Genomic DNA, 22344 nt, shown 5'->3' with positions numbered 1-22344 from the left:
TTTTCATCTTGACCCTATCTATCATTGAATTGCTGTTGGTGTACAAACACCCTTTGTCATTATTTGCCGCCTGAGACAGCAAAGCCGCTAAAGCCACCCATTGGTAGGTCGGCCATTAAGGTTGCCGCGCCTGTCATCAGGTTCATAGAGTAAAGACCGGCTTTTGATGCACCTTCGAGCTGTAATATGGCGTAAGCGTCGTCAGAACCTTCTTCGGCAGAAACAATATCGAAGCCACCCATTGACGATACGTCAACGGCCTTGCCATTAATTGTGATCTTAGCAACGGTTGTTAATTCGCCTGCATTATTAGCAAGGCTGACCAATGAATCTGTTTTACTGTCTAACGCAAACTGGAAAGTGCTCGACGCTTTTGCACCGGCAATGGCGTTAGTGTAAGCGTTCGCAAAAATTCCAGGCGTTGTGCCTTCGTTGCTGTCGCCTTTTACATAGAATGTTGATGTGAATTTTAATACTGAATTGGCGCGCTTATCTTCGTTACCAAAACCGACTGGGAAATACACCAAGTTAGTGCCATCTGAACCAACCATACGAACAGCATCGATGGCGTTATTAAAATCCATCGCGGTTGCTGACGCATCCTTGGAAATCATGGCGCCTTTTGTGAAAGTAGCACCAAGATCGGTTAGCTTGCCTGTCTTAGCATCAACAGAATAGACAGCGCCGTTGGAATAACCCAATAGCTTGCCAGTAACGGGCCGATAAGCCACGGCATCAAGCTTATTACTTAGCGTAAAGGAGTCCGTCTTAGCGGGAGACGCGATAGACCCCATTGTGACCAAAATCGTTCCGTTATTGGCAAGAGCGTATCCAGCGATAGGGCTATCTTGGTCTGATGTTCCATAAAAGTTAGTTGAACAAGCAGAAACAGCGAAAGCAGTTGAGGCAGCAAGAATCGTCTTTTTCATCATAATCATCCTGTATGAGTTGTATTAGCAAACTAGGTGTCACCCAGTTGGGTGGCTCATACAGAGATACTCATCTTTTAAAAAAAAGTTTCAGTTAAACGATTTTTTAAAAAAAATAATTTTTTTGGGCGATGGAAAGGCGGCAATTAATGAAGGAAAATACGGACTAATTAGGGACAGATGCTGAGGTATCCCCACAAATTTACTCATGAATAGGCTCCTTGTTTTAGCTGCTGGACTAGTTGCCTGATGCCGTCCTGCCATTCCTTTTTTGATATCTGGAAACGAGTCATAATGGCTCGTTTCCCAAGGTAAAAGTGTGACAGAACTCTTCGCTTACGTAGAGTGTTCACTTGGAAGCGTTTTGCATAGCCTGCCAGCTCTATGACTTTACCGACTAAAACAAGCAGAAGCGCAGTGACAGTTGTAAGCAGGATTAAGTTGCTTAGCCGTTCTATCTTTGATGTATAACTCAACTCAAATCCCAAGCCGAATCGGCTGCTTTTCATATCGCGAAAACCTTCTTCAATTTGCATTCTCGTTTCATATGCTTTGACGCAACGTTTCGCAAAAAGACGGTTCACGGGAAGAGAAGACACTAATAACCAAGGTTCTTTTGCACCTCTGGCTGCGGTAAGCGAAGATAAAGAAGCACGTCTTTTACCTTTTTGATTGATGGAGTGACGCCCTTTAGGTGGGCTCTTGTAAAGAACAAACTGATTGGTGATCGGACTAGATTGACGATGTTTAAGCTATAGATGCTTAGGTTTTTGATTAGCACTAGAGAACAAAGTGGATATGCAGCGCCAAGCTTGAAGCGAGTCATCATAGTACTTACGCGGCCTTCTGACTCGTCCGACATAATCCCAGCCCTGTTTCACAACTTCATCTAACCAAGGTGTCTTAAATCCAGCATCCGTTACAATGATGGGCTTTACTTTACTTGGAAGCAGTGCTTTTAAAACGCTTAAAAATTGTCGATGTGTTTTAGGCTTTTCTTTTGTGAGCTTGTCATGCACTTCTTCATAAAGCGTAATGGATCGCCCCTCAAAAGCCGTACTGGCACGAATGAGAAAGTGTTGTCCACGAGCATCTAAATCAGACCAGTCCACGCTAATGATTGGACGCGTTTGAATCACAAAGAGTCGGCAGATATAAGCGTAAATCGATAATGCTTCGCGGTGTAAATTCGGGTTGGAGAGCAATCGGTCTGAGCGTTTAATGCGATGCTTTTCGTACGCTTTTGATTGGATGCCTCGACCAATACTAGTCACGGTGCAAAGATTGCCTTGCGCTAAGCTGAGTACACAAGCTGATAGCGCCTTGCGTCGAGTTTTATGCATATTTGGGCTGACAAATGGAAGGATTTTGTTCAGAATAGATGTCGCGTTCATGGTTCTCGTGTTTGATTGTTTTTGGCGAAATTATTGATCACCAAGGGCCATGAACGTTCCCTTCTTATGTTAACTAATTGTTATTTATATCAAATTCGTGGGGATACCTCAGGGACAGATGAAGAATACGCTGACGGTAGCTCTAACGCCTTGCTAAGCGGAAAAATAACAGTTGGCTATAATCGCGAAGCGATAGCCAACTGTTATTTTTCCGTTTAAGCAACTTGTTAACTGTAAATTGAGCTACCGCTGCTTTTTCTTTAAGTAATGTAATAAAACAATAGTGCAAATTGAGACCACGAAAAAACTAGGAATCACGTGCGTAAATATATATGGAGCATTATCCATTCTTTGTTCTTCATGTAAAAAAGGAAAGGTTAACTTTTTATAAGAATATAAATAAATTCCTATATTAAGGCCTGAATTTATTAATATAAAAGCTAAAGTAGCCAGTATTTTTTTAATTTTCATGAGATTATTTAATCTCCCAAAACCAAACTTCTTTACTTTTATTTAAATCAGAGACAGCACCAAAAAACTCATATATCGACCTCATAAACATTCCAGTACTTGATATTTCATTTTTATTCCATAAATCAATATGATCTCCACTCCTATTATCTAATGATTCATTTCCTCGTTGCCAATAATCTTTGAAAAATATAATGCCAGTTCGTCCATCTAAGTCCTTTTGAAAGGAAGTTGGACTAATTTTTTCAACTCTATTTATGCCGCCAATATTTGCCGTATTGAGCCATTTGGCCATCTCTTCAGCCAGTAAAATATGTTTTCCTCCTTGATGAGACCAACATTTTTTAACTTTTGCACTATTCGTTGAGACCCCAGACTTTATCAATGCATCACTTAACATGATTGCGCAATAATTTCCGAATGGACTACTAGATGTTGATGATTGCTTATTTTGACACCTAGCTCTCATTATGTTTTTTTCTGGGAAATCATTCCAAAGTTGATTAAATTTTAACATACATACTCCTTGTATTATTTTTACAGTTAACATTTTAATAGTGCGCATGCGCATCTGCACTGTTTTTAATTTCCATATAAATCCCTATAAAAAACTGATTCTATGGCACTTTTTAACCTTTCCCACAGGCTGGTTAATTGAAAATCCGAGCGTGCGGGTTTACACATTTATCCACAGCGCGTTATATGGGCTGGGTTTTATGTTGTTGATTGATATTAAAAGACTTTCTGGCTTGCTGCCAGTACAAACGCGCAAAAATGTGATTGTTTTTTAGGCAAAGCGTGCCAATAATTGGCAATCAAAAAAACAAACTGTATATTTGTACAGCTTTAAATCAATTATCCACAAGGAGTGTGTGATGTCTTCTAGTCCTTTTATGAATTTTATTCGTAATGAGCTGCGGCTACGTGGCTATAGCTTAAAAACAGAGAAGTCTTACCTGTATTGGATTAAATATTTTATTCGATTCCATAAGCTGCAAAACCCACAAAACATGGGCGCAGAAGAAGTAAGAGCATTTTTATCATTTCTGGCAGTGGAGCAACATGTCGCCATTAACACCCAAAAATCTGCCTTGAATGCCCTCGCCTTTTTGTACAACAAGTTACTGGATCAACCATTGGGGGATTTAGGGTTTCAGCATGCTAAGCAAGGTCGACGTCTGCCCATTGTTTTAGCCGCTAACGAGATTCAGAAAATACTAAGCTGTTTGAATGAACGGGACCATTTGATTTTTTCATTGCTGTATGGATCGGGGCTTAGGATTAGTGAATGTTTGCGTATTCGCATTCAAGATATTAATTTGGATCAGGGCAGTTTGGCGGTAAGGTGCAGTAAGGGTAATAAAGACAGAACCACCATTCTGAGCCGTAAGTTAGCCGAGGCGTTAAACAAGCAAAAAGCCTATGCACAACAAATTCAACAAGATGACAACGCCAAGGGATATGGCCCTTCTTTGCCCTTTGCGCTGTCTAAAAAGTACCCGAACGCCTTTCGTCAATTGAGTTGGATGTTTTTATTTCCCTCTACATCAATTAGTCCGCACCCTGTGACTGGTGAACTATGCAGGCACCATTTGCATGATTCAGTACCTCGTAAAGCATTGAAAAAATCGGTCAACAAGGCAGGGATCAATGAAAAAAGAGTTAATTGCCATACTTTCCGCCACTCTTTTGCAACTCATTTACTCATGGCAGGGCGAGACATAAGAACGGTTCAAGAGCTGTTAGGCCATAACGATGTGTCGACAACACAAATTTATACCCATGTTATAGGACAGCATTTTGCAGGAACAAATAGCCCTCTTGATCAAATTTTATGACATAAAGGAGTGTGGAAGCTGTTATCGCTTTTTACTCAACCACTCAGCCCTGCGAGTGTTTTAGATGGGCTTTCGCCAAACAGTTGCTTGTAGTCTTGTGCAAATTGGCTCAGATGCCAAAAGCCCCATTGGGCGGCGATGTCGCTGACGGCTTGTCCGTGTTGGGCTTGTACGAGAGAACGGCGCACGCCATTTAATCGGCTAATACGCAGATATTGAATGGGGCTGATGCCAAGAATACTGTCGAAGCTGTACTGTAAGGTTCTTCGACTCACATTAGTGATTTTACACAATTGAGTTACGGTCACTGGCTCATCCAAGTGATGGTCTAAGAACTGACGAGCGCAATCGACCACTTTTTTACGGTGTTTATAGCTCTGTGTTGTCGCCGGTTGCGGCGTTTCCACTTTGAGCACTTCAAGCAGAGCCATCATGACAATATCGTGCTGCAATCGCGATGGTGATTCCTTGTTTTCAACTAAGAGCAAACGCGCTAACAAAAAACGCACTTCCTGCAATATTTTATTAGGCACGCCAAGACGACCATGTTCTGTCAACTCTTTCCAATTCAACTCTACGCCATGGATTAACGCCATGTCTGTCAAAGTCGACTTATCTACCACCAAACCATACAAATCATAATCTGACGGGGTCGACAGCTGGAAATCACAATCGCCCGGTCGACACATAATATTGTTCGGGTTAATAGTTAAGCCGTTAATGCGGCTTTCTTCTTGATCGGCAAGAGGAATCCCCAGCCAAACAGAATCTGGCCAAACCACGCACTTTTGTTGTAATGCCTGACTGGTATGCTCACAAAAAACCTGTAAGCCATCAAAAGGCAGCTCTACAATACGACCATAAAAACCACCTCGGCTTGTTTGATCGTACTCTTGCTGCCAACCCGTAAGATTACCGGCGTGTAAATCCGCATCACAAGCCTCCGACACCCGAATCAAAGAGCCCTTATTTGGTGCATCGATCCCTGAATTCAACATAATCTTCCCCTAAAAAAGATACTTTTAAAGTCGATTTTCAAAATAAAACAAAACAAACACTTGATATATATGGATTTTTTACTTTTGCCATTATTCGATAACGACAGCTTATGGATTTCCGTAAGGTAAACTTACATTCAAATTTTAAACCTTGGACTCAGATCTTAAGTCCAAATAAAAGTAGCAATATCTATGCCCTTTTATACTTTGCTTTTTGGGGCCAACACAATACTAGTAAAGCGTGAGAGACGGTTATGAGCAACCCACATTCTACTTTTCAATTTCGTCACATAGTCGGCAAACAGACTTTTGGCTTCATCGACCTCGCCGATTTAATGGCCAAGGCCACCCCTGCTCGCTCTGGCGATCGGTTAGCAGGCGTCGCTGCACGCACTGCTGAAGAACGCGCCATCGCACAAATGACATTAGCCGATGTACCGCTTCGACTTTTTCTTGAAAGCGCCCTTGTTCCTTACGAAAAAGATGAAATCACTCGGCTAATACTAGACGATCATGACAAAACGGCCTTTTCTATTATTTCTCACCTGACCGTTGGTGGGTTTCGAGACTGGTTATTAAGCGATTTAGCAAGCAGTGACGTTCTCATACAGATCCGCCCCGGCGTCACACCTGAAATGGCGGCAGCGGTGAGTAAGATCATGCGCAATCAAGACCTCATTCTTGTCGCCAAGAAATGTCATATAAGAACCGCCTTTCGTAACACCATCGGTTTACCGGGACACCTTTCAACACGCTTACAGCCAAACCATCCAACTGACGATTTAACAGGCATTGCAGCAAGCATGTTAGACGGTTTGCTCTACGCCAATGGCGATGCAGTGATTGGCATCAATCCGGCGACCGACAACGTACAGCAAGCCACACGACTGATAAAAATGATGGACGAAGTTATCCAGCATTACGAGATTCCCACGCAATCTTGCGTGCTCACCCACGTTACCAACACCATCGAATGCATAGAACAAGGAGCGCCAGTGGATTTGGTTTTCCAATCCATCGGCGGTACGCAAGCCACCAATGACAGCTTTGGCTTTAACCTTGCCAATCTAGCGGAAGCTCAAGACGCTGCACTTTCCCTGAATCGTGGCACTGTCGGCAACAACGTTATGTATTTTGAAACCGGCCAAGGCAGCGCATTGTCCGCTAACGCCCATCACGGTTTAGACCAGCAAACGTGCGAAGCCCGCGCTTATGCCGTAGCACGTAAATTCAATCCGTTATTGGTTAATACTGTGGTCGGTTTTATCGGTCCAGAATATTTATACGATGGCAAAGAAATCACTCGCGCAGGTTTAGAAGATCATTTCTGCGGCAAGCTACTTGGTTTACCCATGGGTTGCGACGTGTGTTACACCAACCACGCCGAAGCCGATCAAAACGACATGGATAATTTACTGACACTTTTAGGTGTCGCCGGCTGTACGTTTGTGATGGGCATACCCGGTTCTGACGACATTATGCTCAACTACCAAACGACCTCGTTCCACGATGCCTTATACGCTCGCCGCGTGCTGGGATTAAAACCCGCGCCAGAATTCGACATTTGGTTAGCCAAGATGGAAATATTCAAAAACAACGAGCAATTCACGCTCAACCACAAGCTGCCCGATGCGTTCCATAAATCGCTCCATCGCATGATTGGAGGTCACTCATGAGTCAGGACAACTATCCATCCGATAAGTCTTTTCCAACGCACCCGCATGCAGAGGCTGCGACGGAAAAACATGAGCCAATCTCCAAACAAGAAGAACCTACTCCCCGAAAAGAAGAACCAGTGACGGAAAACGCATGGCGTAAACTCAACGCCTTCACCGATGCGCGCGTTGGCTTGGGTCGTTCCGGTGTCAGTGTTCCCACCAAACATCTTTTGGCGTTTCAGCTTGCTCATGCTCAAGCCATTGATGCGGTTCACACTCAACTCGACACGGAATCTTTGGCTAAAACCCTCATGGAGCAGGATTGGGCTCCACACAACACGCCCATAATGCTGCACAGCCGTGCAATAGACCGTGCGTCCTATTTGCAACGCCCAGATTATGGCCGACGACTCGATGAAAAATCCGCCAATACACTAGACGAACACAGAGCCGCCACATCACAACACTATGATCTTGCCATCGTCGTGGTAGATGGCTTGTCTTCTCTAGCAATTGAACAAAATACCTTGCCCTTTTTAGAGGCGCTTTTCAGTCATATCCACGTTCAGCAAGCGCCCACACAACAAAATACAAAAAATGGCCATAAAAACGATTGGAGCCTAGCGCCTATTTGTTTTGTGAAACAAGGTCGTGTTGCCATTGGTGACGATGTTTGCGAGCGACTAAACGCCAAATGCGTTTTAGTGTTAATCGGTGAGCGCCCCGGTCTTAGTTCACCTGACAGCTTAGGTTTGTACCTAACGTGGGGCGGTAAAGTCGGCCTTACTGACGCCTTTAGAAATTGCATATCCAATGTTCGGCCAGCCGGTTTGGTTTATCAAGAAGCGGCGCGCAAAGCGTTCTATTTATTAAACGAGGCCCGAACGCTCAAATTGTCTGGCGTAAAGCTAAAAGATCGATCAGACGATGACTTAATCATCGACACCAGTAAAGAATCCAAAAACTTCCTCATCTCTTAACGATGAGAAAACAGAGCAAAAATAAAAAATATAAGCCCATCCGGGCAAAAAATGGCTATAAAAACCACAATTAAAAGAGAACAAAGGGAACCACTATGTCTGATCAAATGAATAAGGAATATCTGGCTAAACGCCAGCTGAAAAGAGGTTCCGCTGGCTGGATTTTGCTAGCGGGCTTGGGCGTATCCTACGTAATTTCTGGTGACTTCGCGGGCTGGAACTTTGGTATTGCGGAAGCAGGCTGGGGCGGTTTTGCTATTGCAGCGGGGTTAATGGCGGTGATGTATTTTACCCTCGTATTGGCCTTAGCTGAAATGTCAGCCGCCATTCCTGCGGCGGGTGGCGGTTATAGTTTTGCTCGCCAAGCCATGGGTCCAACTGGCGGTTATTTAACTGGCTTAGCGGTATTAATTGAATACGCACTGGCGCCCGCCGCCATTGTTATTTTCATCGGCTCTGCAGTGGAAGCCTTATTGGGTTTTAATGGGCCTTGGGTCTACGCCGCATTTTATATTGTCTTTATCGGTATTCACTTAGCCGGTGCCGGCGAAGCCTTAAAAGTCATGATGGTGATCAGTGGTTTAGCGGTCATCGCGATTCTAGCGACTGCTGTCGCCTTGATTGGCGATTTCGATACAAGCCGTTTATTTGATGTGCCTGTGACGGATGCCGTTGGCGCAAGTGAATTTATGCCAATGGGTTGGTACGGTATTTGGGCTGCGTTGCCATTTGGTATGTGGTTATTTTTAGCCGTTGAAGGCGTACCATTGGCCGCCGAAGAAGCCAAAGACCCAGCCAAAGATGTACCAAAAGGCATTATTGGCGCAATGGTTTTCTTGTTGTTCACCGCTTTGCTAGTGGTATTTTTATTGGCCGGTGCTGCTGGTGCAGATGCGATGGGTAAAAGCGCAGTTCCTTTGGTAGATGCACTAAACTTTGCAGGACATGAAACACTGGGTACGGCTGTCAACATACTTGGACTGGCCGGATTGGTCGCGTCTTTCTTCTCGATTATTTACGGTTACAGTCGCCTAGTGTTCGCATTGTCTCGTGCAGGCTACATTCCACAAAGTTTGTCTGTCACGGACAAGCGAAAAGTGCCTTCACGCGCGCTGATCGTTCCGGGTATTTTGGGGTTCCTTGCTTCTTTGACAGGCGAAGGTGACCTTATGCTAGCCATGGCGGTTGTCGGTGCTACGGTGTCTTATGCATTGATGGCACTTAGCCACATATTGCTGCGCATAAACCATCCAGACATGCATCGCCCTTATAAAACACCTGGCGGTATTTTCACTTCATCTATTGCGTTTGTTTTGTCACTGTTGGCGCTGACGGGTGTTTACGCATACGATCCACGTGCGTTTTTTTACACTCTAGTGCTATTCGCCATTGGCGCAGCGTACTACTTCTTGTATAGCAAAAATCATTTAGTTGCGAAAACACCAGAAGAAGAGTTCGACATGCTAGCTCAGGCCGAAGCCGATCTGACGACATCGGCTTAGTTCTCCCTCGTACGGCTAAAAAAGCGATATTTCAAAATCGAACCAAAGCCCCGCATTGTAAAATGCGGGGCTTTTTCATATTCCTTGTTTACAAAATAGTAATAAACAACGTGCCATTAAAACGATCCTCTTCACTGTATGAAGTAAAAGATGAAATGACTATAAGCCTTCAAGGAGCCAGCAGCTTTGGCAGGGGGAGCTATTGATTGTGGCGGTGTTACACAAGGTTACAGCTTCGGTCAATATCGGAAGCTAATCTAATACTCAACAAACCCTCTCTCACCACATCACCATGAGACTTATCAAAGAACATGTGCATGATCATTATCTTTGCTTGTTTTTTTTAACCACAAAGGTCACTCTTATCGACATAAAACCAAACAACCAACAGTATTTCAAATCTACTGCATGCAGTGTTGATAAAATATAAGAAGCTACTTCATAGACAATGTCCGTTTTGTTGACTATAGCGGGGCAGGACGGTAAAAATAACATACTGTCAAAAGCCAATCGCACTGGAAAAAAATAATTATGCCATCGCAAAATGAACAAACAAACCAAGCAAAAAAACCTCTCATTTTTAGTGTGCTATTAATAAGCTTTATTACACTTTTTTCTACTTCCGTTTTTTCAGATACGATAAGAATCGCCACCGACGAATGGTGCCCTTACGACTGCATTGCCAGCCAAAATCAAGGGAAGGTTGGTTACCTAGGGGATTTGCTGGTTGAAACCTTAGAGTCAAGGGGACATAAAGTCGAGTTTGTTGAGGTGTCCTACTCTCGGGGCCTGCAATTGGTTAGAGAAGGTAAGCTTGACGGCACGATGGCCTGCTTTCGAGAAGAAGCACCCGACTTTGTTTTTCCAGACTTTGCTCTAGGTAGGAGCAACAGCACCTTCTTTAGCAATAAAGACTCGAACTGGCGCTATACTGGCAAAGAGTCACTTGAGCAGGCAAAGATAATTGGCATCATTAAAGGATATGACTATGTTGATCCGACTGTGATGGATTATTTCAATCAAAATCCTGAAAACGTTCTGGAAATTACAGGTGAGAAGCCTCTAGAAAGATTGCTTGAAATGCTAATCAATGGCCGCTTAACCGCAGTGATTGAAGACAAAAGTGTATTGGAATATAAAGCTCAACAAATGGGCAAAGCCGACCAACTTAAAGTCGTCGGCACCACCAGTGCTGTGATTGATGTCTACAGCAGCTTTTCACCGAAGAATCCTAAATCCGCTGAATATGCAAAAATAATGTCCGAAGAAACTCTGAAAATGCGAGAAGATGGACGCCTAGAGAAACTACTAGAGCGTTATGGCATCCAAGATTGGCAAAACCAATAAACCGCTCATCAAAACAGCTAAGGCTTGTTAAATGCAATCGTTGTTAAACCATTACCGCCGATCCATTGCTCTGCACTTACTGCTTGTTATCTTTGGTGTTTATTTTTTGGTGGCGGTTTTGGTCACCGTGGTACAGCTTTACAAAGAGTACGAAAACACCAAAAGAGAATTTTATGATGAAATTCAAACCTTGCCGGCCACCTTCGGCAAAGGAATCTCCGAATCTGTTTGGACCTATAATCAAGAATTATTGCAGTCTATTCTACAGGGTATGTATAACCTTCCCATCGTGGTTGGGGTCAAAGTAAAATCGCTTGACCACAAAACAGACTTTCAAATCGGTGCTGTATTTAATGAACAGCACCAGGTTGAATACTACACTTCTAAAGGCATTCCTACAGAACAAGCACTCACTGGTTTAGGTTCTAACGCTCTTTTCGAACACGAGTTTCCGATTTATTACCAAGGGCCAGCATTTGATCAGAATATTTCATTAGGCACGGTTACTCTTTATTCAAATGACCAACTGGTATTTGAACGATTAAAATACGGTTTCATTCTTATTTTAGTCAATTCTATTATCAAGACTTGTATGCTGTGGATTATTATTTATTTCTTTATTAATAAATACCTTGGAAAACCACTAAAAGAATTCACTTTCAAGATTCACCAGCAAGACACACAATCACCAAAGCCGATAGATTTAGACATTAATTGGACTGATGAAAATGAATTGCTCGTTCTGAAAGACAGTTATAATCAAATGATTGAGCGGGTTAATAAGAAACAACTCGAATTGCTAAACCTGAACCAAGAGCTAGATGAGAAAGTTAAAGTTCGGACTCGAGATCTTGAGCGGGCTAAGGAAAAAGCAGAGCAATTAGCCTATAGCGACCCACTCACTAAACTCTGTAATCGCCGCGCCTTTTTTGACTCTGGGAAGCAATTACTCAATCAGGCTAACAATAATGAAAGCTTACTTAGCTTGATTATGATTGATATCGACAATTTTAAAAGCCTTAACGATACTTATGGTCATGCTATGGGTGATAAGGCTCTAATAGTATTTGCAGACAAGTTGAAAAACAGCCTTCGCTCAACCGATCTCATTGGTCGTTTAGGTGGAGAAGAGTTTGCCGTGATTTTGCCAAATATTGGAGAAGATGAAGCAACCAATATTGCCCAAAGTCTCCGACTAAAAATCAGTCAAATCAAGCTAACACACGAACAGTCATCCGTTCACTTTACTGCCAGCATGGGGGTTATTGAAAATTCACCACAAAGCTCAACTATAGACTCGTTATTGGCTCAAGCAGACAAAGCACTGTATTTTTCGAAGGGCCACGGACGCAATCAAGTAACGGCCTATTCGACAATGGCCACTGCTGCTGCATCACAATGACAGTAAACGGTAAGGAAACATGCCGATAAACCGCGCTCATGAGATAATTCAGCTTTAGCCTTAGAGTCTTACCATGTCACATCAACTTAGGAACATGCGAATAAGTCCCTCTCATGAGGCAATCTCTTTTTAAGCCTTCGAGCCTCAACCATGTCACACCAACTCACTTTTGCCGACAGCGAGTTCAACAACAAACTCCGTAAAACACGTAAGGAAATTTTCCTTTCTCGCATGAATGAGTTGATACCTTGGGATCAACTAGAAGCGGTTATTGAGCTGTTTTATCCTAAACCAGGGAATGGCAGAAGACCTTATCAGCTATCAACAATGTTCCGAATTCACTGCATGCAACATTGGTACAACATGAGTGATCCAGTGATGGAGGATGCCTTGTATGAGATCACGTCAATGCGCTTGTTTGCTGGATTATTGTTAGATAGGCCTATTTTACTTATTTAGATAGTTGACCACACCACATAATGAATTTCAGACACTTATTAGAGAAATACAAACTCTCGCGTCAGCTCTTTAAAGAAGTGAATAGGTGGCTGTTTGATGCCGGTATTTATCTCAAAAAAGGCACCATTGTGGATACGACTATTATTGAAGCGGCCAGCTCAACGAAAAATAAAACCAAAGAAAGAGATCCTGAAATGGCACCAAGCTCAAAAAGATAAGCAGTAGCTCTTTGGCTTAAAAGCACATAGTGGTGTTGACGCTAGAACGGGGTTAACTTACAGCGTGAGTACAACGGCGGCCAACGCTCATGACATCACAGAAACAGCGAACCTTCTTCATGGCGAAGAGTGTTTTGTCTCGGCGGATTCTGGCTATCGTGGCGCTCAAAAGCGAGAAGAGTTAAAAGATGTCAAAGCAGACTGGTTGATTGCAGCTATTTTTTCGAAAAGATGGACAAGCAAAATAAGAATCTTAAAAAAGCACCCTAGAAAAAATAAACAGCTAATCCAAACGGAATATATCAAAGCCAGTATTAGAGCAAAAGTCGAACATCCCTTTAGAATCATCAAATGTCAGTTTGATTTTAGAAAAGCTATTTATCGTGGGTTGGCTAAAAATGACAGTAAGCTCGCCATGCTGTTTGCTCTTGCAAACGTGTTTCGAGTTGATCAGATGACCCGAGCCGCAAGGGGTTAATCCGTTTAAAAACCACTAAACAAGGTTCAATTATCTTGTTTAGTGGTAGAAAATTGACAAAACAGCCATATTACTGACTGCCATTGGGCTTTTTATAATATTAAGGCGCGCAACTAAACTTGATCGCATGTTCCCTCTCTTTTGAGCCAATTGTCTACCCTCACTTATTAGAACGAGTCATGGCTTCACGGTGAAGTCACAAGTGCATTCTTCTTAACATTAGAAAAATAATTATACTCGAACAAAATGCAGCGTTGAGAACTATTTCCTATGTCAGCTTAGGCTTTCAAGATAGCTCAGCAACTTCTTAGGTATTCGTTCATTTTCTCGAGAAACCCCTTATAGAGGATTGATCTTGAGTCCAGCCAGTTAAAAGCCGATAGAAATACCTGTCAGATACGGTCTATACAATTAATTTTCACATCAGCACTAACATCCTAATCAAATACACCTGTCCGTTGCGCTACAAAAAAATAGTATTAATCTTGATATTGTATATTGGATACAATATATTTATTTCTCTAATCTTATAATAACAACGCTGTTCTATGGAGATCACAATGAAAATTATAAAAATATTAGCTGCTTCTGCCATTTTGGGTGGAGCCTTTCTCGCTCCTGTCACCAGTGCTACTGAAATAACGTGGAAGATCCCTTCTTCCGTGCCAGAAGGCTCTTTCTTTTATAACAATTTCCTCAAACGGTTTGCTGGTCATGTCGGTGATCTGACCGATAACCAAATCAAAATTCGACCATTTGGTGCTGGCGTTGTTGTACCGGCATTCAAAGTCTATGAATCCGTACAGGATGGTATCGTGGAAGCGGGTCACTCAACCCCAAGTTATCTTGTCAATCAAGATCCAACTAATGCAATTTTCGCAAGTTTTCCAGGCGGTATGTCACCCGAAGCGACGATGGCATGGTTATATGAAGGAGGTGGTCTTGAGCGCATGCAGGCATACCGCAGTGAAAAAATGGGTCTACACAGCTTAATCATTGGTGTTGGTACGTCTGAAATTTTGGCGCATGCCAACAAGCCAATTAATAAGATAGAAGACTTTGCCAACCTAAAATATCGCACATCGGGCGCGTGGGCTGGCGTACTTAAGGATTATTTGGACGGCGTACCTACTGTCGTGCCATCGGGTGAAACTTATACGCTATTGCAGCGCAAAGGTGTCGATGTGGTAGAGTGGGCGACGCCAGGCTCAAACCTGTCAGAAGGGTTTCATGAAGTCGCTCCCTACATAATAGTACCGGGTATTCATCAACCTACTTTTGTCTGGGAAATTGTTCTCAAAACAGAAACTTGGGACAAATTATCGCCAGAGCTGCAAACAAAAGTTGAAGCCGCTGCACGTGTGACGACGATGGAAGCCTTTTTACACTTTGCCAATGCTGATATTAAAGCCATGGATACCTATCGAGACTTTGGTAATGAGATCATTACGTTAGATAAATCCGTATTATCCGTGATTCGCGGCTACGGTCATCAGTGGATGAAAGCTCGTGCTAAGGAGCAAGCAGATAAGGGCAATAACTCAATGAATGTGATACTCGACGAATACCTAGCTTACCAAGAAGCTTGGAGCCGTAACTCAGGCGTTTTTGTACGTGATGCAGAATAATAAATAATGCAATCAAAAAGGGGCGTCGTAAGGCGCCCTTATGAGGCTCCTCCATATGCACAATTTTCTCAAATCTCTTAATACCGTATCCATATTACTGGGCCAGACGGCAATGCTATTGATCTGCCTGCTGGTCTGCTCAATGTTATACGAGGTCGCGGCGCGCTATATTTTTCAAGCCCCTACGTTATGGGCTTTCGACCTTTCTTATATGTTAAATGGCAGTCTCTTTCTACTGGGTGGTGCCTACTCACTTAACCATGAAGCTCACGTACGGATCGACTTTCTATCCAGCCAATTACCTGTTCGTTTTCAACAGAAGCTCAATGCTATTGTGTATGCCTTTTTAGCGGGTCCCGCTTTTGCAGGTTTTTCTTGGGTAGCTACCAGTAAAGCTTACAAAGCATTTCTTACAGGTGAATTGGAAAGCGTTAGCCCCTGGGCCCCACTTGTTTGGCCTTTCTATGCTGCACTCGCGCTAGGTTTAATCGCTTGCACCCTACAGCTCTATCTAGAAGGTATCAAATTTATGCTAAGCACTAAAATTCCAGGCCATACGACAGAATCAGGAGTATCACTGCATGATTGAGCTCATTCCAGTTTGGATGTTTATCGCTTTATTCATCTTCGTCTTCGCAGGTATTCCGGTCGCCCTATCATTAATCATAGTGGCTGCTGGCTTCGGTTTAATGGTGTTCGGGGACAGTCTGTTTTTACAGCTTTACGGTTCTATTCTTCACACCGCCTCTAACTTTACCCTTTCTGCTATTCCACTGTTTATTCTAATGGGCGCATTACTAGAACAAACAGGTTTGGCACTTCGCTTATTTAAAGCCTTGCAGTTATGGATGGGGCGATTTCCTGGTGGTTTAGCCGTTTCAACGATTACCATGTGTGCCATTTTCGCCGCCGCTTCTGGTGTTGTGGGGGCAGTGGAAATAGTGGTCGGTATGATGGCTTTGCCCGCAATGGCAAAATACAAATACGATCAAAGTTTGATGGCAGGAACCGTGTGTGCCGGAGGCTCGCTTGGCACTATCATCCCTCCCTCTATCGTTGTGGTGGTATATTCCTCCATGGCACAACTATCGATCGGCCAATTGTTCGCCGCCAGTTTGTTGCCTGGATTAATCATGGTTGTGCTATTTATTCTGTACATCTTGATTGCTTGTCGTATCAATAAAAAGTTAGGACCGGCGTCTCCAGAAGCAGACATGGTTCCACTCAAAGAAAAGTTGCAAATTACGCTATCGGCGATTATTCCACCGATGCTATTAATAACAGCGGTATTGGGTTCGTTACTATTAGGGATAGCCTCACCGACAGAGGCCGCCGCCGTTGGTGCTGCCGGAGCTGCACTGTTGTCTTTGGTTTTTCGCGAACTGACAATGAGTAAATTTATTAACGCACTGCGAACCACAATTAAGATTACGGCAATGATAATGCTGATTGTAATGGGTGGCACTATGTTCACCAGTATCTTTGCGGTAGCTGGCGGTGGCTGGATGATCACAGAATGGGTAGATGGTTTGAACATGGGCTCCTACGGCCTAATATTCCTACTGATGGCGGTAGTATTTGTGGCAGGTTTTGTACTCGATTGGATATCTGTCGTCTTGATCTTTGTGCCTATTTTTACGCCATTAGTAAATGCGGCTGGGATCGATCCCATCTGGTTTGCGGTGATGTTTATGGTTGTGATTCAAACCTCTTATCTAACGCCACCGATGGCACCATCGATTTTCTACCTGAAATCAATCGCCCCTAAAAGCATGACCTATCGTCATATGTATAAAGGAGTTATGCCGTTTGTAATAATCCAACTGTTAGTCCTCATAATCGTTGTTTTACTTCCCAGCGTGGCAACGTATCTACCGGGCTTAATAACCTCTCGATAAGGTTCAAAAACATCGTTAGCAACGGGCTAATTGAACAGCCCATTGTTAACCTTGATAAGGTATTGGAGCATTTCTCACTAAAAGCAATCTCTCGCAAGTGTGACATATTAAGCTTGATCGTAAGAAACACCACTCACTACGCCACAAGGTTCGCTTCTATTTAGGCAGTTGTGAAACAAGGCGTTTGTGGCGTTTTTTTGCATTGTCTCTCGCAGCGTTGTAGATGTGCATGAGCTCTTCTGCACTAACGTCGACAAAAACATCATCCTCTTCTAATACGTGGTAAAGGTCACCAATCTCGAACTGATGTTGCTCATTGGTTTTATTTCGAACAGATGTGTTCAAAAACAAAGGGTAACGACGCCAATAGAAACAATTGTTAAGAACGAAGGCGAGTACCAGCATCGCCAGTAGATTAATCAACAGTGGGTACAATAAAAACTCATAACCCATCGCATGTATGCTACTTCCACCGATCACACAGGATAAGGCGGTGGACCCTCCCGGTGGATGTAAGCACCCAAGGTAATGCATAACGATAATCGATACACCGACTGCCATGGCGCCCGTCACAAAAGACGCGCCAAATTGCTGATAAAAGCTGATGCCGATGAAGGCAGAAATAAGATGCCCCACCATAAAAGGCCATGGTTGAGACAAAGCGCCATGGGGAACGGCGAACAACAATACCGCGCTGGCACCAATGGAAGACACCACCAATAATGAATCCGGCAGCGACAAGAATAAATTCGAAAAATAGAAGACACTAACCAACGTAATACAGGCCGTCGTTCCAGAAATGAAGCGTTCAAAGTGAGAAGTTTTATTGGTTTCAATGCCAATAAAACGAGCGGTATTACGACAGAACGAAATGAACATGTGGACAATAGAGCCTTACTAAAATAACACCTATTTAAGACAACAAAAGCAAAAGGCACCGCGTTGCTCTTAATCGTCGCTCACTGTACTTTTACCTAGTAACGGCGCTATTTTAATGATTAGAATAGCCTCATGTATAACGAATTTAAATGAGGTTTAACTGCAATAATATTGCATTTAAAGTTAATGACGATGGATATTGAACAAGCCAGAACCTTTCTAGAAATCATTCACGCGGGTACGTTTGCGCGTGCAGCAGAACGCTTACATGTCACCCAAACAACCGTTACCGCACGTGTTCAAGCATTAGAAGCGGCGTTAGGTTGCACCTTATTCATTCGTAATCGAGCGGGTGCGAAGCTCACCAAAAGCGGTGAGGCTTTTGTAAAACCGGCCAAAAACATGATGGAAGCATGGGAGCAAGCCAAGAAAATTTGTGGAAATTCCGACTATCAAGCTCAGCAAACGCTACATATTGGCGGGGAAATCAGTCTGTGGAATCCGATATTGATCGACTGGCTTCTGGCCCTTAACGAAGATATGCCACATTTGATCATCCACAGCCAAGTCACTACTACGGATATGTTATATCAATCCCTACAAAAACAAGAAATCGACGCAATCATTGTCCACAGTCCGCGTTATTTACCTAGTTTAGTGGTCGAGCAAATCGCCGAAGAAAAGCTCATACACGTCGCTTCCAACACACAACAAATACCGGATTTATTCATCGATTGGGGAGAAGAATTCACCCTTCAATTTGATCGCTGTGTACCGTTTAACCGTAGAGCGGCGATGCAATTCTCTCTTGGCCCGATGGCATTAAAATACCTACTAGCAAAAGGTGGAAATGGGTATTTTCGAACCCGAGTCGTCGACCGATACATTCAGGAAGGACAGCTACACAAGGTCAATGGCGCGGCGGAATTTACTTACCCCATTTACCTTGTGTATCACAAAAACAACACATTACCGGACGAGTTTGAACAGGCTAAGCAACAACTACTAGACCAAGTCAAAGCGTTCTCAAGTTGGTCGATATAACGAAGCACCGTCTTGAAAAAACGGACACGTCACTTGCTGTTTATCCAAGCCAAACATGGACGACCAAGACCATTCACCTGGATTTAGCACAAAGCCATAACTTAGCGTTAAACCAGATTCGATTTTAATATCACCCAATCTGGCGTCGCTTTGATCGGTAATATCATAGTCTTCACTCACAATTTCGTCCCCTGCGATAAGCCTGTTCGCTACTTTATCAGAGTAAATTAACAATCGAATGCTATCGATTGACTGAATGCCAATGGCCGAGCCGCCAAAGTCACCCGCCGCAAACCGAATCGGTGCGGCAACACAATGCGTGTTGTCTTGCTGCTTGACGATGATTTGTTTACCAAACACTTCTCTAGATACAAGCACGCCTTTTCCAGCGATGCCACGCAGTTGCAATAGTGTTCCGACTTTTGGCGACGCTATATACACCACGGCTTTTATTTCAGAAGACGCGTTTATGTCTAAAGCCATTGTTTCAGCAGAAAAAAATGACAAAAATAGCCAAATTGAGCATAACTTGGTGGATAAGTGGGGTAAGTTATTAACAACCCTCATCTTATTGATGATTTTCATGATACACCGCCAACTTGTGGGTAATCGAATTTTTGATCATTACTGTCGCTCGGTAATGCCAATATAATAAGTAGAATCACCATGCCAATGGCAGGAACCAAGACCACCAATAACCACCAAGCAGAGCGATTGGTGTCGTGTAATCTGCGAACCGTTAGAGACAACATCGGCAAAAAAACCAGCAGACTATAAAGCGCATCCATTTGCCATGTCGCTTGAAAAAATACTTCCAACACGACAAATACCATCGAGATCAAAACATTCACTAAGCAAAACATCCAAAATGCTTCCCGTGAAGCGGTTCCAGAAAATTGCGCATATCGCTTCCACCCATCAAAATACCAGTTCATACTTTTCTCCTAATAAGAGATATTTGAAGACTTAAAAGTACGTTTGCACCAAGAAACTTGCGTCCTCAATCAGGTTCGAGGACGTCCTTGATGGCTTTCTAGGACATAATGTCGATTAGAATGATCAGTAGAAACAAACATTAATAATTCAAACGGAGCCGAAATGATCGCCATTCCATTGCCTTTTGTGGTTGCCTTACTGTTGTCTATCTTGGCGGCGTTGTTGTTTATTCGTCGTGAAGAAAGCACCCAATCAGCGTTTGCTTTTGTTGCTTTGTGTGCGTTAACAACAACGGTAGTAGGACTACGCTGGACGTTTGATTACTCATTATTTCGTTTACTGCAACCTATCTTCGCAGCCTGTATTCCTGTTACCGCGTGGTACTGTTTTTCGAGTGCTCACAAACGTCATGCGTTTCGTTTTTGGCATTTATTGCCCCCCATTTTTGTCATATTGTGCTCTTTTACTTATCCTTTTTGGCGACCTCCTCTAGACCCTGTCTTGACGCTACTGTATGTGGGTTACGGTAGCGCGCTGATTCACGCGTCATTCAAAGCATCACGCATTCCCGAGCAAGTACGCTTATCAGATATAGACAAAGCACTCAAAGCGGAACGGATCGCGGGTGCCATGCTATTAATGTCTGCGATGATTGATGGTGCATTAGCGGTCGATTTCTCACTTTTTGCTGGCAAACACGCGCTGATTATCCTCGCCATTGGTCATGCAGTGCTCTTACCTGTACTCGCCATTGCGGTGATTATGATTAGCTTGAGCATTGCACCAAGTATGAATGAAACGCTTCATCAAGATGACAATGAATCTTTCATTGCCGAACCAAAAGACAAGCCGAACCACCAGCTTACGGACGATGAAGTAAAAGACATCGTCCATAAAATAGACGTGTTGTTGACAACCAAAGAAGTCTTTCTCGATCCCGATTTGACCTTAGACCGACTCGCTCGAAAAGCCTGTATTCCTGCTCGCCAAATATCCGCCGCTATTAACCAAGTCTATGGCCGAAATGTTTCCCAAGTCGTGAATGAATACCGTATTGAACGAGCGAAAAAGCTGCTAACCAGTAGCGATAAAAACATCACGCAAATCTACCTAGATTCAGGGTTTCAGACTAAGTCCAACTTCAACCGAGAATTCAACCGAGTCACACAACAAACACCGAGCGCCTTTCGGCGCTCTAATGTATGAAGCACGTTATACAAACGATGCTTTAAGGTGTTTGAATAAATCGTGTGATGTCTTGGTAAATGGCCTGATGCAACGTTTCCCGCGAACGACCATCGCCATCTTGACAAACAATGCCATCACCCGGCTCTTCCTCTTCGATCATGGCGATCGCGCCCGGTTTACAGAGTTGCATAAAGCTGAAATGCGCAGCGTCTGAATAGATGATGTAATCTCGTTTTTCATGAGGAATATATTGAGCAAGAAAGCCAGATTCTTCGGCTTGCGGTAAATCACCAATGTCCACACCTGCGGCGAGGATTAACGTTGGCGTGGTCAGATTTTGCAAACTCTGCCGAGAAAAGCTGCGCGCCAACCCCAAGTCTAATGAAACAACACGCTGGATTCGCTCGTCTTTTACACTGCCTATTGGCTCACCTTTCTGCTCTTTATCCAAACCTAACTCTGGCATCAAACCACACACACGAGGATTGTTTTTGAGAGCGCATTCTTGCTTTAACTGATCTCGGTCAAACTCTGCGCCCGCCAATGCCATTACAGTCCAGCCGCCCAAAGAATGCCCTATTGCAGTGATATTACTAGAATCGATAAAAGGCATTAAATCAGACTTATCCAATAACCAATCCAATAACCGTGACATGTCGTTAGGCCGTTGCCACCACTGGGCTGCAAGCGCTGGGGTATGATCAAAGCTCGTCGTACCGGGATGATCCAACGATGCAACGATATAGCCGTCTTGAGCCAATCGAGTCGCTAACCAGTTTTGATTACGCCAATTGCCTCGATAACCATGAGAGATAACCACCAGCGGAAACGTTCCTACTAACGGTGTACCGATTCGCACCACATCGGTGCCTAAAAAAGCAGGATTGTCTGCCACTCGCTCTGTTGGAAATGTGGTTTGAGACGGGTACCAAATACTGACTTTTAATGGTCGGTCGCTGTCTGAGTATAAGATGGTTTGATCGAACCCCACCGCCTGCGCCGAAGCATTCGAAGCCCAGCAAGCCAATAATAAGATGAAATAAGTAAATTGTTTCATGACGTCGTTTCTCTCTAAAGGTGAATTAAGAGAAACGACT

General features: G+C 43.5%; 20 protein-coding genes and 1 pseudogene. 12 read left to right on the top strand and 9 right to left on the bottom strand.

Annotation, left to right across the window (positions count from 1 at the left end; all coding sequences use genetic code 11):
- Window positions 1-59 precede the first annotated feature (59 nt).
- The 4 genes from M3I01_RS00685 to M3I01_RS00675 all read right to left on the bottom strand — a co-directional run bounded on the left by M3I01_RS00685 (window position 60) and on the right by M3I01_RS00675 (window position 3311).
- Window positions 60-932 (bottom strand): DUF4394 domain-containing protein, encoded by an 873-nt coding sequence (locus tag M3I01_RS00685; protein ID WP_255893618.1) that lies wholly within the window; start codon window positions 930-932, stop codon window positions 60-62.
- A 203-nt stretch (window positions 933-1135) separates the two neighbouring features.
- Window positions 1136-1465, bottom strand: coding sequence for a hypothetical protein (locus M3I01_RS18520; protein ID WP_394358955.1), 330 nt, complete (start codon window positions 1463-1465; stop codon window positions 1136-1138).
- Window positions 1466-1681: 216 nt separating this feature from the next.
- Entirely contained in the window at window positions 1682-2323 is a 642-nt protein-coding gene (locus M3I01_RS18515; RefSeq protein WP_394358954.1) for an IS4 family transposase, read from the bottom strand.
- A 475-nt stretch (window positions 2324-2798) separates the two neighbouring features.
- Complete coding sequence (locus M3I01_RS00675) at window positions 2799-3311, bottom strand: type VI secretion system amidase effector protein Tae4 (RefSeq protein ID WP_255893617.1); 513 nt, start codon at window positions 3309-3311, stop codon at window positions 2799-2801.
- Between the two features lie 358 nt (window positions 3312-3669).
- On the opposite strand from M3I01_RS00675, the gene M3I01_RS00670 reads away from it, so the two are divergent.
- A complete protein-coding gene (locus M3I01_RS00670; RefSeq protein WP_255893616.1) occupies window positions 3670-4632 on the top strand; it encodes an integron integrase in 963 nt (320 codons plus the stop codon).
- Window positions 4633-4667: 35 nt separating this feature from the next.
- Here the strand turns inward: M3I01_RS00670 and M3I01_RS00665 are convergent, their stop codons facing one another.
- Complete coding sequence (locus tag M3I01_RS00665) at window positions 4668-5630, bottom strand: helix-turn-helix domain-containing protein (protein WP_255893615.1); 963 nt, start codon at window positions 5628-5630, stop codon at window positions 4668-4670.
- 254 nt (window positions 5631-5884) lie between these two features.
- On the opposite strand from M3I01_RS00665, the gene M3I01_RS00660 reads away from it, so the two are divergent.
- The 9 genes and pseudogenes from M3I01_RS00660 to M3I01_RS00620 all read left to right on the top strand — a co-directional run bounded on the left by M3I01_RS00660 (window position 5885) and on the right by M3I01_RS00620 (window position 17200).
- Entirely contained in the window at window positions 5885-7306 is a 1422-nt protein-coding gene (locus M3I01_RS00660) for an ethanolamine ammonia-lyase subunit EutB (protein WP_275564858.1), read from the top strand.
- Window positions 7303-8268 carry an ethanolamine ammonia-lyase subunit EutC gene (gene eutC / locus M3I01_RS00655; protein ID WP_255893614.1) on the top strand — a complete coding sequence of 322 codons (966 nt, stop codon included), beginning with the start codon at window positions 7303-7305 and terminating at the stop codon, window positions 8266-8268. The genes M3I01_RS00660 and eutC overlap by 4 nt, the downstream gene beginning before the upstream one ends.
- Before the next feature lie 95 nt (window positions 8269-8363).
- Window positions 8364-9770: an ethanolamine permease gene (gene eat / locus M3I01_RS00650; protein WP_255893612.1), complete on the top strand. Its 1407-nt coding sequence runs from the start codon at window positions 8364-8366 to the stop codon at window positions 9768-9770.
- 531 nt (window positions 9771-10301) lie between these two features.
- On the top strand, window positions 10302-11117 hold the full coding sequence (locus tag M3I01_RS00645; RefSeq protein WP_255893611.1) for a substrate-binding periplasmic protein: 816 nt from the start codon (window positions 10302-10304) through the stop codon (window positions 11115-11117).
- Window positions 11118-11148: 31 nt separating this feature from the next.
- Window positions 11149-12519 carry a GGDEF domain-containing protein gene (locus M3I01_RS00640; protein ID WP_255893610.1) on the top strand — a complete coding sequence of 457 codons (1371 nt, stop codon included), beginning with the start codon at window positions 11149-11151 and terminating at the stop codon, window positions 12517-12519.
- A gap of 150 nt (window positions 12520-12669) precedes the next feature.
- Window positions 12670-13674 (top strand): annotated as a pseudogene (locus M3I01_RS00635) (IS5 family transposase).
- A gap of 560 nt (window positions 13675-14234) precedes the next feature.
- Window positions 14235-15302 (top strand): TRAP transporter substrate-binding protein DctP, encoded by a 1068-nt coding sequence (dctP, locus tag M3I01_RS00630; RefSeq protein WP_275564857.1) that lies wholly within the window; start codon window positions 14235-14237, stop codon window positions 15300-15302.
- 142 nt (window positions 15303-15444) lie between these two features.
- Entirely contained in the window at window positions 15445-15891 is a 447-nt protein-coding gene (locus M3I01_RS00625) for a TRAP transporter small permease subunit (protein ID WP_255893606.1), read from the top strand.
- A complete protein-coding gene (locus tag M3I01_RS00620; protein WP_275564856.1) occupies window positions 15884-17200 on the top strand; it encodes a TRAP transporter large permease in 1317 nt (438 codons plus the stop codon). The genes M3I01_RS00625 and M3I01_RS00620 overlap by 8 nt, the downstream gene beginning before the upstream one ends.
- A gap of 156 nt (window positions 17201-17356) precedes the next feature.
- Here M3I01_RS00620 and M3I01_RS00615 read toward each other — a convergent pair whose 3' ends face one another.
- Complete coding sequence (locus M3I01_RS00615) at window positions 17357-18079, bottom strand: HPP family protein (protein ID WP_255893604.1); 723 nt, start codon at window positions 18077-18079, stop codon at window positions 17357-17359.
- Window positions 18080-18271: 192 nt separating this feature from the next.
- On the opposite strand from M3I01_RS00615, the gene M3I01_RS00610 reads away from it, so the two are divergent.
- Window positions 18272-19123: a LysR family transcriptional regulator gene (locus tag M3I01_RS00610; RefSeq protein ID WP_275564855.1), complete on the top strand. Its 852-nt coding sequence runs from the start codon at window positions 18272-18274 to the stop codon at window positions 19121-19123.
- On the opposite strand, the gene M3I01_RS00605 is transcribed toward M3I01_RS00610, so the two are convergent.
- Together M3I01_RS00605 and M3I01_RS00600 are read right to left on the bottom strand one after the other, a co-directional pair.
- Entirely contained in the window at window positions 19106-19708 is a 603-nt protein-coding gene (locus tag M3I01_RS00605; protein WP_255893601.1) for a hypothetical protein, read from the bottom strand. The two genes, M3I01_RS00610 and M3I01_RS00605, sit on opposite strands and share 18 nt — an antisense overlap.
- A complete protein-coding gene (locus tag M3I01_RS00600) occupies window positions 19705-20058 on the bottom strand; it encodes a DUF805 domain-containing protein (RefSeq protein ID WP_255893599.1) in 354 nt (117 codons plus the stop codon). The genes M3I01_RS00605 and M3I01_RS00600 overlap by 4 nt, the downstream gene beginning before the upstream one ends.
- Before the next feature lie 163 nt (window positions 20059-20221).
- Between M3I01_RS00600 and M3I01_RS00595 the strand changes: the two genes are divergently transcribed.
- The gene (locus M3I01_RS00595; protein ID WP_255893598.1) at window positions 20222-21265 is read left to right on the top strand and encodes a helix-turn-helix domain-containing protein; all 1044 of its coding nucleotides are present in this window, start codon (window positions 20222-20224) and stop codon (window positions 21263-21265) included.
- 22 nt (window positions 21266-21287) lie between these two features.
- Here the strand turns inward: M3I01_RS00595 and M3I01_RS00590 are convergent, their stop codons facing one another.
- Window positions 21288-22304: an alpha/beta hydrolase family protein gene (locus M3I01_RS00590; RefSeq protein ID WP_255893597.1), complete on the bottom strand. Its 1017-nt coding sequence runs from the start codon at window positions 22302-22304 to the stop codon at window positions 21288-21290.
- Window positions 22305-22344: the final 40 nt, after the last annotated feature.

The sequence above is a fragment of the Marinomonas maritima genome (assembly GCF_024435075.2).
Lineage (GTDB): Bacteria > Pseudomonadota > Gammaproteobacteria > Pseudomonadales > Marinomonadaceae > Marinomonas > Marinomonas maritima.
The sequence above is the reverse complement of the archived record's forward strand: the minus strand, read 5'-3'. Positions and strand labels throughout refer to the sequence as shown.

What these genes read in the sequence shown, in the direction of transcription:
- M3I01_RS00595 (WP_255893598.1), top strand. Translation starts at nt 20,222, where the DNA reads ATGATCGCCATTCCATTGCCTTTTGTGGTTGCCTTACTGTTGTCTATC.
- M3I01_RS00610 (WP_275564855.1), top strand. Translation starts at nt 18,272, where the DNA reads ATGGATATTGAACAAGCCAGAACCTTTCTAGAAATCATTCACGCGGGT.
- M3I01_RS00605 (WP_255893601.1), bottom strand. Translation starts at nt 19,708, where the DNA reads ATGAAAATCATCAATAAGATGAGGGTTGTTAATAACTTACCCCACTTA.
- M3I01_RS18515 (WP_394358954.1), bottom strand. Translation starts at nt 2,323, where the DNA reads ATGAACGCGACATCTATTCTGAACAAAATCCTTCCATTTGTCAGCCCA.
- M3I01_RS18520 (WP_394358955.1), bottom strand. Translation starts at nt 1,465, where the DNA reads ATGCAAATTGAAGAAGGTTTTCGCGATATGAAAAGCAGCCGATTCGGC.
- M3I01_RS00645 (WP_255893611.1), top strand. Translation starts at nt 10,302, where the DNA reads ATGCCATCGCAAAATGAACAAACAAACCAAGCAAAAAAACCTCTCATT.
- M3I01_RS00620 (WP_275564856.1), top strand. Translation starts at nt 15,884, where the DNA reads ATGATTGAGCTCATTCCAGTTTGGATGTTTATCGCTTTATTCATCTTC.
- M3I01_RS00590 (WP_255893597.1), bottom strand. Translation starts at nt 22,304, where the DNA reads ATGAAACAATTTACTTATTTCATCTTATTATTGGCTTGCTGGGCTTCG.
- M3I01_RS00665 (WP_255893615.1), bottom strand. Translation starts at nt 5,630, where the DNA reads ATGTTGAATTCAGGGATCGATGCACCAAATAAGGGCTCTTTGATTCGG.
- M3I01_RS00615 (WP_255893604.1), bottom strand. Translation starts at nt 18,079, where the DNA reads ATGTTCATTTCGTTCTGTCGTAATACCGCTCGTTTTATTGGCATTGAA.
- eutC (WP_255893614.1), top strand. Translation starts at nt 7,303, where the DNA reads ATGAGTCAGGACAACTATCCATCCGATAAGTCTTTTCCAACGCACCCG.
- M3I01_RS00675 (WP_255893617.1), bottom strand. Translation starts at nt 3,311, where the DNA reads ATGTTAAAATTTAATCAACTTTGGAATGATTTCCCAGAAAAAAACATA.
- dctP (WP_275564857.1), top strand. Translation starts at nt 14,235, where the DNA reads ATGAAAATTATAAAAATATTAGCTGCTTCTGCCATTTTGGGTGGAGCC.
- M3I01_RS00685 (WP_255893618.1), bottom strand. Translation starts at nt 932, where the DNA reads ATGATGAAAAAGACGATTCTTGCTGCCTCAACTGCTTTCGCTGTTTCT.
- M3I01_RS00670 (WP_255893616.1), top strand. Translation starts at nt 3,670, where the DNA reads ATGTCTTCTAGTCCTTTTATGAATTTTATTCGTAATGAGCTGCGGCTA.
- M3I01_RS00640 (WP_255893610.1), top strand. Translation starts at nt 11,149, where the DNA reads ATGCAATCGTTGTTAAACCATTACCGCCGATCCATTGCTCTGCACTTA.
- eat (WP_255893612.1), top strand. Translation starts at nt 8,364, where the DNA reads ATGTCTGATCAAATGAATAAGGAATATCTGGCTAAACGCCAGCTGAAA.
- M3I01_RS00625 (WP_255893606.1), top strand. Translation starts at nt 15,445, where the DNA reads ATGTTATACGAGGTCGCGGCGCGCTATATTTTTCAAGCCCCTACGTTA.
- M3I01_RS00660 (WP_275564858.1), top strand. Translation starts at nt 5,885, where the DNA reads ATGAGCAACCCACATTCTACTTTTCAATTTCGTCACATAGTCGGCAAA.
- M3I01_RS00600 (WP_255893599.1), bottom strand. Translation starts at nt 20,058, where the DNA reads ATGAACTGGTATTTTGATGGGTGGAAGCGATATGCGCAATTTTCTGGA.